Origin of the sequence: Microvirga sp. ACRRW, from assembly GCF_022346925.1 — a bacterium.
Taxonomy (GTDB): Bacteria; Pseudomonadota; Alphaproteobacteria; order Rhizobiales; family Beijerinckiaceae; genus Microvirga.
This window is the reverse complement of sequence record NZ_JAKRNJ010000001.1, coordinates 427014-440463: the sequence shown is the minus strand read 5'-3', so window position 1 is coordinate 440463 and position 13450 is coordinate 427014. Positions and strand designations below refer to the sequence as shown.

Sequence of the window (13450 nt, the reverse complement as noted above, 5' to 3'; positions counted from 1 at the left end):
ATGTTGACCTGGTTGGCTGAACTCAGCCCTTACTTCAGCCCCCTCAATATCTTCCGCTACATCACGTTCCGTACCGGGGGCGCGACGGCGACCGCCATGCTCTTCGTGTTCCTGTTCGGACCGGCTATCATCTCGCTTCTGCGCCTGAAGCAGGGCAAGGGCCAGCCGATCCGCGAGGACGGGCCGCAATCGCACCTGCTGACCAAGCGCGGCACGCCGACCATGGGTGGCCTCATGATCATGGCGGGTGTACTGGTCTCGACATTGCTCTGGGCAAATCTCGAGAACCAGTATGTCTGGATTGTGCTCTTCGTCACCGTGGGCTTCGGCGCCATCGGCTTCTACGACGATTATCTGAAAGTCACGAAGCAGTCTCATAAGGGTTTCTCGGGCAAGTCGCGACTTGCCATCGAGGCGCTTATCGCGGCGGTGGCCTGCATTGCGATTTCATATGTGGAAGCGCCCGGCCTTGCCAACAAGCTGGCGTTGCCCTTCTCGAAGGACCTGATCTTCAATCTCGGCTGGTTCTACATCGTCTTTGCAGGCTTCGTGATCGTCGGCGCCGGCAATGCAGTGAACATCACGGACGGTCTCGATGGCCTCGCAATCGTGCCGGTGATGATCGCTGCCGGTACCTTCGGCTTCATCGCCTATCTCGCTGGTAACGCGGTGTTCGCGAACTACCTGCAGATCCATTTCGTGCCCGGCACCGGCGAACTCGCCGTGATCTGCGGCGCATTGATCGGCGCAGGCATCGGCTTTCTCTGGTTCAACGCGCCTCCGGCCCAGATCTTCATGGGCGATACGGGCTCCCTCGCTCTCGGAGGCCTTCTCGGCACCATCGCGGTGGCGACGAAGCACGAGGTCGTGCTTGCCATCGTCGGCGGCCTCTTCGTGCTGGAGATCATGTCGGTGATCATCCAGGTCGCCTCGTTCAAGCTCACGGGCAAGCGCGTGTTCAAGATGGCGCCGATCCACCACCATTTCGAGCAGCTCGGCTGGACCGAGCCTCAGGTGGTGATCCGCTTCTGGATCATTGCCGTGGTTCTCGCCCTCGTCGGTCTCGCGACCCTCAAGCTCCGGTAACATCCGATGACGCCCGTCACGACCTTCTCCGGCAAAACAGTCGCTCTCTTCGGTCTTGGCGGATCGGGGCTCGTGACGGCGCTCGCCCTGAAGGAAGGTGGAGCGCGTGTCATTGCCTGTGACGATAATCCGGCGAAGATGGCGGAGGCTGAAGCCAAGGGTATCGAGACAGGCGATTTGCGTCAGCTCGACTGGTCGAAGGTATCGGCGCTCGTTCTCTCCCCCGGCGTGCCGCTCACCCATCCCGAGCCGCATTGGTCGGCGAAGCTTGCGAAAGAGGCCGGTGTCGAGATCATCGGTGATATCGAGTTGTTCTGCCGCGAGCGTGCGAAGATCGCGCCGAACGCGTGGTTAGTCGCCATCACCGGCACCAACGGCAAGTCCACGACGACGGCCCTCATTGCGCATATGCTGCGCGAGACAGGCTGTGACGTCCAGATGGGCGGCAATATTGGAACAGCAATCCTTTCACTGGAGCCGCCATCTGAAAATCGCATTCATGTGGTTGAATGCTCCTCGTTCCAAATCGATCTGGCGCCGTCACTTAATCCCTCGATTGGTGTTCTTCTGAATATCTCTCCAGATCACATTGATCGGCATGGAACGATGGAGAATTACGCCGCGATCAAGGAGCGCCTCATCGCGCAAGCTCAATGGAAGGTCGTTGGAATAGATGACCCCTATTCCCGTTCCATCGCGGAGCGGCATAATAATCTTCTCGACAAGGTTTCGACTAAGCAGTCTTTGACAATCGGTTTTCATGGTCATGGAACAAAGCTCTACTTCCATCCAGCTGATGACGATGGCGAGATTGCAGATATAGACGGCATTACGAGTCTTCGCGGTGAGCATAACCTGCAAAATGCCCTTGCTGCATTCGCAACTGTTGCTCAAACGAACTTCAATGTTGAATGGGAAGACTTTGCGAAGGCTCTACATACCTTTCCCGGTCTCCCTCATCGGATGGAAGAGGTCGCCAGTCGCGGCTCGACACTCTTCATCAACGATTCCAAGGCCACCAACGCCGATTCCACCGAGAAGGCGCTCAAGTCCTTCGATAACATTCTCTGGATTCTCGGCGGCAAGGCGAAGGAGGGCGGCATCGAGCCGTTGCGCGAGTACTTTCCGAAGGTTCGCAAGGCCTACCTGATCGGCGCAGCTTCCGAAGATTTTGCCAAGACGCTCGACAACGACGTTCCTTATGTTCTTTGCGGAACGCTCGACAAAGCCGTCGAGCAGGCGGCAGCGGATGCTGCGTCGATGGACGGACCATCGGTCGTGCTGCTCTCGCCGGCCTGTGCGTCCTACGATCAATTTCCGAATTACGAGGTGCGCGGAAATCATTTCCGCGATCTGGTCCGGGCATTGCCGGGCCTTGAAGCCAAGGGGGCTTGAAGATGGTATCGCGCGCGGAACGCTCGGCTTTCAGCGATTGGTGGTGGACCGTCGACCGGCTGCTGCTGGCGGCGCTCGCGATCCTGATGCTCGCCGGTCTCGTCTTTCTCATGGCAGGCGGCCCGCCGGTCGCGGAGCGTCTGGGGCTTTCGACCTTTCACTTCGTGAACCGTCAGGTGCTGTTCCTCATTCCAGCGCTTCTCATCATGCTGCCGGTGTCGTTTCTGTCCCTGCGTCACATCCGGCGCCTGGCCTTGCTGGTTTATATCGGCGGCATGGTTCTCATCATGCTCGCCTTTCAGTTCGGGCCCGAGATCAAGGGCGCGCATCGCTGGATCGTCATCGGCCCGCTTGGCATTCAGCCTTCCGAATTCGTGAAGCCCGCCTTCGTCGTTCTCGCTGCCTGGGCGTTTTCTGAAGGCGCTCGGCGCAAGGACATGCCGGGCGCGCTGATGGCGTTGATGCTTCTGCCCGCCACCATCATCCCGCTCATCCTTCAGCCCGATTTCGGCCAGACCATGCTCGTCACCATCGTGTGGTGCGGCCTCTTCTTCGTCGCCGGACTGCACTGGTTCTGGGTGATGGGCCTTGGTGGCGCGGGACTTGTCGGCATCGTTGCGGCCTATGAATTCCTGCCGCACGTCCGCGCCCGCTTCGAGCGCTTCCTCGACAAGGATTCCGGCGATACCTTCCAGGTCGATACGGCCATGGAATCTTTTTCGCGCGGCGGCTGGCTGGGGCGCGGTCCGGGGGAGGGCACTGTAAAGCGCATCCTGCCGGACGCTCATACGGACTTCATCTTCGCGGTGACGGCGGAAGAGTTCGGCATCGTCGTGTGCCTTGCCTTGCTGGTGCTCTTCGCGTTCATCGTGCTGCGCGGCCTGATGCTCGCCAAGCGCAACGAGGACACCTTCTGCCGCCTGGCCGCAACGGGCCTCATTCTCATGTTCGGCCTCCAGGCTTCCATCAACATGATGGTGAACGTGCATCTCATGCCCGCCAAGGGCATGACGCTGCCGTTTATCTCCTATGGCGGTTCCTCGCTTTTGTCGCTGGCGCTCGGCATGGGCTTCCTCATCGCGCTCACGCGCCGCCGCCCGCGCGCGGAGATGATGGAGAATTTCAATCAGGATTGGCAGCGGTAATGACGATGCCTCTCGTTCTTCTCACCGCAGGCGGGACCGGCGGCCATCTCTTCCCGGCAGAAGCTCTTGCCAATGTGCTGAAGGCTTCCGGCTGCCGCGTGGTGCTTGCCACCGACAAACGCGCCAATGCTTATGCAGGCTCGTTCCCGGCGGATGAGATCGTCGAAATTCCCTCCGCCACGCCCTCAGGCCGCTCGATCCCGAAGATGGCGAAAGCTGCGCTTCTCCTCGCGCAAGGAACGCTGAAAGCCGCCGGCGTCGTTCGCCGGCTGAAGCCCGATGCCGTCGTCGGTTTCGGTGGCTACCCCACCGTGCCGCCGGTGATCGCCGCGTCGCTCCTGAAAGTGCCGACGGTGATCCATGAAGCCAATGGCGTGATGGGCCGTGCCAACAAGCTGCTCGCCCGTCGCGCCTCGGTGATCGCGACAGGCTTTGCGAATACGAAAAGCATTCCGGCAGGAGTGTCCGGGCAGGTGATCCAGACCGGCAATCCCATCCGCCCTGCGGTTCTGGAAGCGGCGAAGAAGGCCTATGCTCCACTCGATCCCAATGGAAAGCTGCGCCTTCTCGTCGTCGGCGGCAGCCAGGGTGCGCGGGTAATGAGCGATGTGGTGCCACCCGCCATCGAGCTTCTGCCGCCGGAGCTGCGTGCTCGCCTCATCATCACCCAGCAGGCGAGGGGAGAGGATCTGGAACGGGTCCGCGCCCATTATCAACGTCTCGGCGTGGAATTCGAGGCCGAACCCTTCTTCAAGGACCTGCCGAAGCGCTTGGGTGAAGCTCATCTCGTCATCGCCCGCTCCGGTGCCTCGACGGTCGCGGAGCTTGCGGTGATCGGGCGCCCCTCGATCCTCGTGCCCCTGCCGGGTTCGCTCGATCAGGACCAGGCTGCCAACGCCAAAACCCTTGGAGATCTTAGCGCTGCCATCGTTTGCCCACAAACGGAATTCACCCCTGAGCGCTTGGCGAACGAGATTCGTTCAGCTTTTCAAGAGCCTGAGAGCTTGACCAAAGCCGCTGCCGCTGCACATAGCGCCAGCATCACGGATGCGGCCGAGCGTCTCGCTCACGCTGTCCTCAACCTGATACCTTCTAACAAGAACGGAATGCCTTCATGAAACTGCCGCCGAAGCTAGGTCCCATTCACTTCATCGGTATCGGCGGCATTGGCATGTCGGGCATCGCCGAGGTCATGCACAATCTGGGCTACACCGTTCAGGGCTCTGACGCGGCTGACAATTACAACGTCAAGCGTCTCGAGGAGAAGGGCATCAAGACCTTCATCGGCCACAAGGCCGAGAACGTAGAGAATGCAGAGATCGTCGTGGTCTCCACCGCGATCAAGCGCGACAATCCGGAGCTGATCGTGGCGCGGGAGAAGCGCCTGCCCGTCGTGCGCCGCGCGGAGATGCTCGCCGAGCTCATGCGTTTCAAGTCCTGCGTGGCTGTCGCCGGTACGCACGGCAAGACCACCACGACCTCGCTCGTCGCAACGCTGCTCGATGCGGGCGGCCTCGACCCGACCGTCATCAACGGCGGCATCATCAATGCCTATGGCACCAATGCCCGCATGGGCGACGGCCAGTGGATGGTGGTGGAGGCGGACGAATCCGACGGCACTTTCCTGAAGCTTCCGGCGGACGTCGCCATCGTCACCAATATCGACGCCGAGCACCTCGATCACTTCGGTACCTTCGATGCGATCAAGGAAGCCTTCCATTCCTTCATCAATTCGATTCCGTTCTATGGCTTCGCGGTCATGTGCATCGATCATCCTACGGTGCAGGATCTCGTTGGCCGCATCGAGGATCGCCGCATCATCACCTATGGCGAGAATCCGCAGGCCGATGTGCGCATCATGGATATCGATCCGCGCGGCGGGCAGACCAAGTTCCGCGTGATGATCCGCGACCGCCGTCCCGGCTTCCGCCTCGAGCTCGAAGACCTCGTTCTGCCGATGCCGGGCGCGCACAATGCGCTCAACGCCACGGCGGCGATTGCCGTCGCACATGAACTCGGCGTCTCGCCCGATGCGATCCGCAAGGCGCTTTCCGGCTTTGGCGGCGTGAAGCGCCGCTTCACCCGCACCGGCGAATGGAACGGCGTTACCGTGTTCGACGATTACGGCCACCATCCCATTGAGATTGCCGCTGTGCTGAAAGCCGCGCGTGCTTCGACGGAAGGGCAAGTCATTGCCGTCGTGCAGCCGCATCGCTATTCGCGCCTGAACTCGCTCTTCGATCAATTCTGCACCTGCTTCAACGATGCGGATGCGGTTATCGTCGCGCCGGTTTACGCCGCAGGCGAACAGCCTATCCCCGGTGCCGACCGCGATGGTCTCGTGTCGGGTTTGAAGGCGCGCGGTCATCGCAATGTGATGGCGCTCGAAAAGTCGGAAGATCTCGCTGGCCTCATCAAGGGCGTGGCGAAGCCGGGCGATTATGTGATCTGCCTCGGGGCAGGCAACATCACGCAATGGGCTTATGCGCTCCCAGGCGAGCTTGAGGCCCTGGGCGAAAAGGCTGCTTGATGTTCAAGGACATCACTCCTGAGCTGAGGGCTGGAATGCCGGAGTTGCGCGGCAAGCTGGAGGCGAATGCGCCGACGGCGCCGCTCTCCTGGTTTCGCACGGGCGGCCCGGCTCAGGTGCTGTTCACGCCGGCCGATGCCGACGATCTCGCCTATTTCCTGCAGCACCTCGATCAGCAGATGCCGGTGCTTGTTGTGGGCTTGGGCTCCAATTTGCTCATCCGAGACGGTGGATGGGAAGGCGTGATCGTCCGGCTCGGAAAAGGGTTTGCCGAAGTCTCCATCGAGCCGGGCCTGCGCGTTCGCGCGGGTGCAGGCGCTCCCGACGTGAAGGTGGCGCGCGCGGCGGCGGAAGCGGGGATCGCGGGACTCTCGTTCCTGCGCGGCATTCCCGGTGCCATCGGCGGAGCGCTTCGCATGAATGGCGGCGCCTATGGCGGCGAGACGAAGGATGTGCTCATCGAAGCAAGGGGCGTGGCCCGCACCGGCGAGTTCGTGTCCTTTACCAATGCGCAGATGGGCTTCACCTATCGCCATTCGAGCGTGCCGGATGATGTGATCTTCATCGAAGCTCTCTTCGAAGGCCGCCCCGGTAACCCGGAAGAGATTCTCGCCGAGATGAACGCCATCACCGAGGCGCGCTCCTCCACGCAGCCGGTCAATACCCGCACGGGGGGCTCCACCTTCAAGAACCCTCCAGGCAAGAAGGCGTGGGAGCTGGTGGATGCCGCCGGGTGCCGCGGGCTTCGCATTGGGGATGCTCAGGTCTCTGAGATGCACTGCAACTTCCTGATCAACCACGGCTCTGCCTCGGCTGCCGATATCGAGAACCTCGGTGAGGAAGTGCGCCGCCGGGTCCACGAGATGTCGGGCGTTGAGCTCGAATGGGAAATCAAACGCGTCGGTCGCAATCTGGCGTAGCCTTTTAGCCTGCCGCAATTGCTTAAAGGCGAATCGGACCCGCTTCGCCTGAGAATACGGTGCGAATCACTTTGTTAACGCCAGCCTGCTTGATTAGGGCCGGTGCAGTTCAAGGAGCATGTCATGGCCAAGCACGTTGCGGTTCTCTATGGCGGCTGGTCCGCGGAGCGCGAGGTGAGCCTCGCGACGGGCCGGGCCTGCTGCAATGCCTTGGAAGGGCAGGGATACAAGGTCACTCCCATCGATGTGCAGCCCGATATTGCAACCGTTCTCCAGGCGACGGCGCCGGATGTGGTGTTCAACGCCCTTCACGGCCGCGTCGGCGAGGACGGCACCATCCAGGGCCTCCTGGAGGTCCTGAGAATTCCTTACACCCATTCCGGCGTGCTCGCCTCGGCCCTGGCCATGCAGAAGGACAAGGCGAAGGTCATCATGGCCGCTGCCGGGGTTCCCGTGCCGAAAGGTGTGGTTGTTAACAGAATGGAAGCGGCCAAAAGCCACGTGCTTCCGGCTCCCTATGTAGTGAAACCCGTGAGCGAGGGCTCCTCCGTGGGGGTTATCATCGTCCGCGAAGACCGCTCCCATCCGCCCCAGGAGCTGCTGCGTGAGGACTGGGCTTTCGGCGAGAAAGTCCTTGTAGAATCATATGTTGCGGGCCGTGAGCTTACCTGCGCGGTCATGGGTGACAAGGCGCTGGGGGTCATCGATATCCGCCCGGCGACCGGGGTCTTCTACGATTATGACGCAAAGTATGTGAAGGGCGGGTCCATTCACGTCCTGCCGGCAGAAATTAAACCGAATATTTACCAAAAGGTCCAAGAGTTGGCGTTAACGGCGCATCAAGCGCTCGGCTGCAGGGGAATCAGCCGCGCCGACTTACGGTATGACGACACACCCGGGGGAACCGGGGAACTCGTGGTCCTGGAGGTCAACACGCAACCCGGCATGACCGAGACGAGCTTGGTGCCAGAACTGGCAGCCCACGCGGGCTATACCTTTGGCGAGCTTGTGCAATGGATGGTGGAGGACGCTACCTGCAATCGATGACAGCCTACCCGGCTGGCGTTGTTGCTGCGCGCGCTGCCTCCCACAGGCAGCCCCCCCGAATCAAAAAGGTCTTCGGCTCCTCGCGGAGTGTCCGGCGTCGTTCCGCCGGCGTTTCGCTCGAGAAGCGCATTCCCCGTTTCCTGGGCACCTGGCTCACCCTCGGTTTCTATGCCGGCGTCGTGACGCTCGGCCTCTGGCAGGGCGGACACCTCGATGCCTTCATCCGTGAGAACGGCCAGCCGCATCACGCCCTGGCCCGCACGCTCGGACTGGGCCTGGAGAGCATCACGATCTCCGGCATCTCGCAGATGCGCGAGAGCGAGGTTCTCGCGGCCGGCGGCCTCAACGCCAAGCAGTCGCTGGTGTTCCTCGATGTGAATGACCTACGCGAGCGCCTCGAGCGCGTGCCGTTGGTCGAGAGCGCTGCCGTGCGCAAGCTCTATCCGAACGAGCTCGTGATCACGCTCACCGAGCGCAAGCCGTATGCGCTGTGGCAGCATAACGGCGAGCTTTTCATCATCGCTTCCGACGGCACCGTCATCGATCTCATGCAGGACGAGCGCTTCACCGATCTGCCCTTCGTGGTGGGCGAGAGCGCCAATGTCCGCAGCAAGGAATATTTCGCGCTTCTCGACGCGGCTGGTCCGCTGAAAGGGCGCATCCGTGCCGGCACGCTCGTCTCCGGACGTCGCTGGACGCTGAAGATGGACAACGGCATGGATGTGCGCCTGCCGGAGAAGGGCGCAGCCGATGCGCTGGCCCGTCTCGTGAAGCTCGAGAACGAACAAAAGATTTTGGAAAAGGACGTGCTCGCGATCGATCTGCGCATGGCAGATCGCGTCGTGGTGCGTCTGACAGAAGAGGCGGCTCTGGCCCGCGCCGAGTCCCTCAAGAAAAAACCGATGCGCGGCAAGGGGGTCGATACATGAGTCTCTCGGGTCACGGGCTAACGCCGCGTCTCAAGCCTTTGTCTGCGCGCAAGAGCGCCATTCTCTCGGTCCTCGACATCGGAACGAGCAAGGTGGTCTGCGTCGTGGCGGAGCTGAAGCCTGCCGATGAGGTTGAGTCCCTGCGCAGTCGCACCCATGTGGCGCGCATCCTCGGCATCGGCCATCAGCGCTCCGCTGGCTTGAAGGGCGGCGTCGTTGTCGATCTGGAAGCAGCGGAAACTTGCATTCGCCAGGCCGTCCACGCGGCCGAGCGGATGGCGAAGGTCGAAATTCAGTCGGTGATCGTGAACCTCACCGGCGGCCGTCTCGCCTCCGAGCACTTCGATGCGCATATTCCGGTGCGCGGCGCCGTGAATGCAGGCGACGTTCATCGTGTTCTCGATGTGGCCTCCGATTACGATCTGCGCCGGGGCAGGGCGGTTCTTCACGCTCTGCCGACGGGCTTCTCGCTCGATCAGCAGAACCACATCGTGGATCCCGCAGGCATGATCGGCGAGCAGCTCGGCGTCGATCTTCACGTGGTCACCACGGAAGCTGCAGCTGCGCGTAATCTCATGCTCGCGGTCGAGCGCTGCCACCTCGGTATCGAGGCGGTGATCGCATCTCCTTATGCCGCGGGTCTTTCGGCTCTGGTCGATGACGAGGCCGATATGGGCTGCGCCGTCGTCGACATGGGTGCGGGCACCACGAGCGTGGGCATCTTCTCCAACGGGCATCTCGTACATACGGATGCCATCGCCGTCGGCGGTCATCACGTGACCATGGATATCGCGCGCGGTCTCACGACACGCGTCTCCGCTGCCGAGCGGCTCAAGACTCTCTACGGCTCCGCGATCACTTCGAGCGCGGATGACCGGGACATGATCGCGGTGCCGCAGGTCGATGAGGACGAACGGGATGTTCCGAACCATCTGCCGAAGTCGCATCTCGTTCGCATCATCAAGCCGCGGGTCGAGGAAATTCTCGAACTCGTGCGCGATCGCCTCAAAGGCGCGGGCTTTGCGGCCCAGGCCGGACGGCGCGTCGTGCTAACGGGTGGCGCGAGCCAGCTCGTGGGCTTGCCTGAAACGGCGCGCCGCATTCTGCAGGGCCAGGTTCGTGTCGGGCGTCCGCTCGGCATCAAGGGTCTGCCGGAAGCGGCGAAGGGCCCCGCTTTTTCGGCGGTGGTCGGCCTCCTGGTCTATCCCCAGGTGGCGCATATCGAGTATTTCGAGCCGCGCTCGAGCGGCTTGTTTCAGAGTACGGGAACCGACGGCTACTTCTCGCGGGTGGGCCGGTGGATTCGCGACAGTTTTTAAATGCGTAACGTGATGACGCGGCGGGTCATCGCGGGAGTTCAAGTCAACCAGGGTAAGCGTCGGCCAAACGCTGTCAGTCAAAAGGCCAAAGAGGCACAGGTCATGGCAATCAATTCGCAATCTCCGGACATCCGGGAACTCAAGCCGCACATCACTGTCTTCGGTGTCGGCGGCGCTGGCGGCAACGCCGTGAACAACATGATCGAGTCGGGTCTGGAGGGCGTCGAGTTCGTGGTGTCGAACACCGACGCACAAGCACTTGCCTCCTCCAAGGCTCCGCGCGTGATCCAGATGGGCATTCAGGTGACTGAAGGCCTCGGCGCAGGCTCGCAGCCGGAAGTCGGCCGCGCTGCAGCCGAAGAGGTGATCGATGAGATCCGCGATCAGCTCGCCGGCTCCCACATGGTGTTCATCACCGCCGGTATGGGCGGCGGCACCGGCACGGGCGCTGCTCCGGTCGTGGCTCGCGCTGCACGCGAACTCGGCATCCTCACGGTCGGCGTCGTCACGAAGCCGTTCCAGTTCGAGGGCGTGCGCCGCATGAAGCTTGCCGAAGCCGGCATTGCCGAGCTGCAGCAAGCTGTCGATACCCTCATCGTCATCCCGAACCAGAACCTCTTCCGCGTCGCCACCGAGAAGACCACCTTCGCAGACGCTTTCGCGATGGCCGATCAGGTGCTCTATTCGGGCGTGGCCTGCATCACTGATCTCATGGTCAAGGAAGGTCTCATCAACCTCGACTTCGCCGACGTCCGCTCCGTCATGCGCGGCATGGGCAAGGCGATGATGGGCACCGGCGAGGCTTCCGGCGAGAAGCGCGCGATCCGTGCCGCCGAGGCTGCCATTGCCAACCCGCTCCTCGACGACGTGTCGATGAAGGGCGCCCGCGGCCTGCTGATCTCGATCACGGGCGGCAACGACCTCACCCTCTACGAACTCGACGAAGCCGCCACTCGCATCCGCGAGGAAGTGGATCAGGATGCCAACATCATCCTCGGCGCCACCTTCGACGAGAGCCTGGAAGGCATCATCCGCGTGTCCGTGGTGGCCACCGGCATCGACCACGCGATCCTGGAAAACGGTGGCGATATCTCCGCCACCGAGCAGCGGATCTCCGAGGTGGCCGAGCGCCTGCGCGCCGAGGCTCGCGCCCGCGCCACGCATACCCAGGCAGTCACCCAGGCTACCCCCACCTTTCGCGCCAACCCCCAGCTTGCCGAGCCGGTGAAGGCTGCCCAGCACATCCTGACCGAGGGCACTCCCGTCCTCGCTCCCGCTCCCGTGGCTCCTCAGGCCATGGAACCGGCTCCCCAGCCGGTGGTGCGCGACGACGTGGTTCTGACACCGGCCCAGCCGAAGCCCGCCATGGCCTATGAGGCCCCGGCTCCTCAAGCGCCCGTCTATGACGAGCCGGCGATGGAAGACTCGTTCATCCCGCCGCAGGCCGAGCGCGCCATGCGTCCGGCCCGGATGCCGCGAATCGACGAGCTGCCGATCCCGGCTCAGAATCAGATCCGCGCCAGCCGTGGCGAGATCGACCCGGTTCAGGAGCATAAGCCGTCCCTGATCCAGCGTCTGGCCACCATGGGCTTCGGTCGCCGCGAGGAGGCTCAGCACCACGCTCCGGCCGAGCAGGCTCCCCGTCAGGAGGCCCCGCGTCAGCAGATGTCCCCGGTTCATGCCGAGTACGCCCGCCGTCCGGCTCCCCAGGCCCAGCGCCCCGCCCAGGCTCCTGCTCAGCGCGGTATGGAGGACGATCAGCTGGAGATTCCCGCCTTCCTCCGTCGCCAGGCCAACTAAGCCTGACCGGATTGTTACAGACAAAGGCTTCGGTTGCTCAGGCAGCCGGGGCCTTTTTGCATAAATCCGTTTGTTAACAAGGGGTTAATTTTCACCGAGCTTGTAACAGAACGTAAAAAAGCGTGATTTGGCCTAGCCTAAGGCGGAGACTATGTTGCCCTTGTCGAAAGGGCAGGGTCCAGTTCGATCCCGCCCATCAAAGAAATTACACGAACGTATCGCGCAGCGGTTCTTCAATCCAAGCGGCGATCTTGTTCGAGGTTCAGAGATAATGAAGCAAAGCCATCAAACCACGCTCCGCGCCGCCGTTACGCTCGTAGGCATCGGCGTCCATTCCGGGGACGAGGTGAAGATGATCCTCCACCCCGCGGAGGTGAACCATGGCATTGCTTTCCTGCGCACCGGCCTGCCGGGCGGCCTGGACCGCCTCATCGACGCCCGCCATCTGGCGGTGACCGCCACCGAGCTCTGCACCGTGATCGGTGATCGCGAGAGCGGGGCTGTGGCGACCATCGAGCACCTCATGGCCGCTCTGACAGGCCTCGGCATCGACAACGTCCTGGTCGAGGTTGATGGTGCGGAAGTTCCGATTCTCGACGGCAGCTCGGCCCCCTATATTGACGCCATCGATCAGGTCGGCATCGTGGCTCAGGGCGCGACCCGCCGTTACCTCAAGGTTCTCAAGCCGGTTCGCGTGAGCCAGGGCAAGGCCTTTGCTGAGCTTCTCCCGAATGAGCGCGCCTTCCGCCTCGATGTGGAAATCGATTTCCCGACCCCGGTGATCGGCCGTCAGCGCAAGGCCGTCGACCTGTCGCCTTCCGTGTTCCGCCGCGAAATCTCTCGCGCCCGCACCTTCGGCTTCATGCGCGATGTGGAGAAGCTCTGGAGCGCCGGTTTCGCCCTTGGCGCTTCCCTCGAAAACACGGTCGCCATCGGCGATGACGGCATCATGAACCCGGAAGGCCTGCGCTATGCGGACGAGTTCGTGCGCCACAAGCTGCTCGACGCCGTGGGCGATCTCTCGCTCGCCGGCCTGCCGCTGCTCGGCACCTACCGCTCCTATTGCGGTGGCCATCGCTTGAACTTCTCCGTGCTTGAGGCCCTGTTCTCGAGCCGCTCGAACTACGCCATCGTGGACGCCGTTCCGCGCCGCGAGACGGGCTATGTGGACGTGAGCAGCGCGGCCATGACGGCTTTCGCTCCCGAGGTCCACTGAGCCTTTTTCGAAGAGAAAGCTCACGCGAGCGCCCTTTGGCCGCACGATTTCGTGCGGCTTTGC

The 13450-nt window shown here is 62.4% G+C and carries 11 protein-coding genes; all 11 read left to right on the top strand.

Annotation, left to right across the window (positions count from 1 at the left end; genetic code table 11):
• The 11 genes from mraY (at position 1) to lpxC (ending at position 13387) form a co-directional block, all read left to right on the top strand.
• Complete coding sequence (mraY, locus tag MHY87_RS02130; protein WP_239348914.1) at positions 1 to 1086, top strand: phospho-N-acetylmuramoyl-pentapeptide-transferase; 1086 nt, start codon at positions 1 to 3, stop codon at positions 1084 to 1086.
• A 6-nt stretch (positions 1087 to 1092) separates the two neighbouring features.
• The gene (murD, locus tag MHY87_RS02125; RefSeq protein WP_239348912.1) at positions 1093 to 2481 is read left to right on the top strand and encodes a UDP-N-acetylmuramoyl-L-alanine--D-glutamate ligase; all 1389 of its coding nucleotides are present in this window, start codon (positions 1093 to 1095) and stop codon (positions 2479 to 2481) included.
• A 2-nt stretch (positions 2482 to 2483) separates the two neighbouring features.
• Positions 2484 to 3626 (top strand): FtsW/RodA/SpoVE family cell cycle protein, encoded by a 1143-nt coding sequence (locus tag MHY87_RS02120; protein ID WP_239348910.1) that lies wholly within the window; start codon positions 2484 to 2486, stop codon positions 3624 to 3626.
• Positions 3626 to 4744, top strand: coding sequence for an undecaprenyldiphospho-muramoylpentapeptide beta-N-acetylglucosaminyltransferase (gene murG / locus MHY87_RS02115; RefSeq protein WP_239348908.1), 1119 nt, complete (start codon positions 3626 to 3628; stop codon positions 4742 to 4744). Before MHY87_RS02120 ends, murG begins: the two co-directional genes overlap by 1 nt.
• Positions 4741 to 6156: a UDP-N-acetylmuramate--L-alanine ligase gene (murC, locus tag MHY87_RS02110; RefSeq protein WP_239348906.1), complete on the top strand. Its 1416-nt coding sequence runs from the start codon at positions 4741 to 4743 to the stop codon at positions 6154 to 6156. Before murG ends, murC begins: the two co-directional genes overlap by 4 nt.
• Positions 6153 to 7076, top strand: a complete 924-nt coding sequence (murB, locus tag MHY87_RS02105; protein ID WP_239348904.1) for a UDP-N-acetylmuramate dehydrogenase — start codon at positions 6153 to 6155, stop codon at positions 7074 to 7076. The genes murC and murB overlap by 4 nt, the downstream gene beginning before the upstream one ends.
• A 123-nt stretch (positions 7077 to 7199) precedes the next feature.
• Entirely contained in the window at positions 7200 to 8123 is a 924-nt protein-coding gene (locus MHY87_RS02100) for a D-alanine--D-alanine ligase (RefSeq protein ID WP_239348902.1), read from the top strand.
• Positions 8090 to 9052, top strand: a complete 963-nt coding sequence (locus MHY87_RS02095) for a cell division protein FtsQ/DivIB (protein ID WP_239348900.1) — start codon at positions 8090 to 8092, stop codon at positions 9050 to 9052. The genes MHY87_RS02100 and MHY87_RS02095 overlap by 34 nt, the downstream gene beginning before the upstream one ends.
• A complete protein-coding gene (gene ftsA / locus MHY87_RS02090; protein WP_239348898.1) occupies positions 9049 to 10371 on the top strand; it encodes a cell division protein FtsA in 1323 nt (440 codons plus the stop codon). The genes MHY87_RS02095 and ftsA overlap by 4 nt, the downstream gene beginning before the upstream one ends.
• 102 nt (positions 10372 to 10473) lie before the next feature.
• Positions 10474 to 12171 (top strand): cell division protein FtsZ, encoded by a 1698-nt coding sequence (ftsZ, locus tag MHY87_RS02085; RefSeq protein WP_239348896.1) that lies wholly within the window; start codon positions 10474 to 10476, stop codon positions 12169 to 12171.
• 271 nt (positions 12172 to 12442) lie between these two features.
• A complete protein-coding gene (gene lpxC, locus MHY87_RS02080; RefSeq protein WP_239348894.1) occupies positions 12443 to 13387 on the top strand; it encodes a UDP-3-O-acyl-N-acetylglucosamine deacetylase in 945 nt (314 codons plus the stop codon).
• Positions 13388 to 13450: the final 63 nt, after the last annotated feature.

Excerpts from the sequence above, each read along its gene's own strand:
- murG (WP_239348908.1), top strand. The coding sequence starts at position 3,626 with ATGACGATGCCTCTCGTTCTTCTCACCGCAGGCGGGACCGGCGGCCAT.
- MHY87_RS02120 (WP_239348910.1), top strand. The coding sequence starts at position 2,484 with ATGGTATCGCGCGCGGAACGCTCGGCTTTCAGCGATTGGTGGTGGACC.
- MHY87_RS02095 (WP_239348900.1), top strand. The coding sequence starts at position 8,090 with ATGGATGGTGGAGGACGCTACCTGCAATCGATGACAGCCTACCCGGCT.
- ftsZ (WP_239348896.1), top strand. The coding sequence starts at position 10,474 with ATGGCAATCAATTCGCAATCTCCGGACATCCGGGAACTCAAGCCGCAC.
- lpxC (WP_239348894.1), top strand. The coding sequence starts at position 12,443 with ATGAAGCAAAGCCATCAAACCACGCTCCGCGCCGCCGTTACGCTCGTA.
- ftsA (WP_239348898.1), top strand. The coding sequence starts at position 9,049 with ATGAGTCTCTCGGGTCACGGGCTAACGCCGCGTCTCAAGCCTTTGTCT.
- mraY (WP_239348914.1), top strand. The coding sequence starts at position 1 with ATGTTGACCTGGTTGGCTGAACTCAGCCCTTACTTCAGCCCCCTCAAT.
- murC (WP_239348906.1), top strand. The coding sequence starts at position 4,741 with ATGAAACTGCCGCCGAAGCTAGGTCCCATTCACTTCATCGGTATCGGC.
- murD (WP_239348912.1), top strand. The coding sequence starts at position 1,093 with ATGACGCCCGTCACGACCTTCTCCGGCAAAACAGTCGCTCTCTTCGGT.
- MHY87_RS02100 (WP_239348902.1), top strand. The coding sequence starts at position 7,200 with ATGGCCAAGCACGTTGCGGTTCTCTATGGCGGCTGGTCCGCGGAGCGC.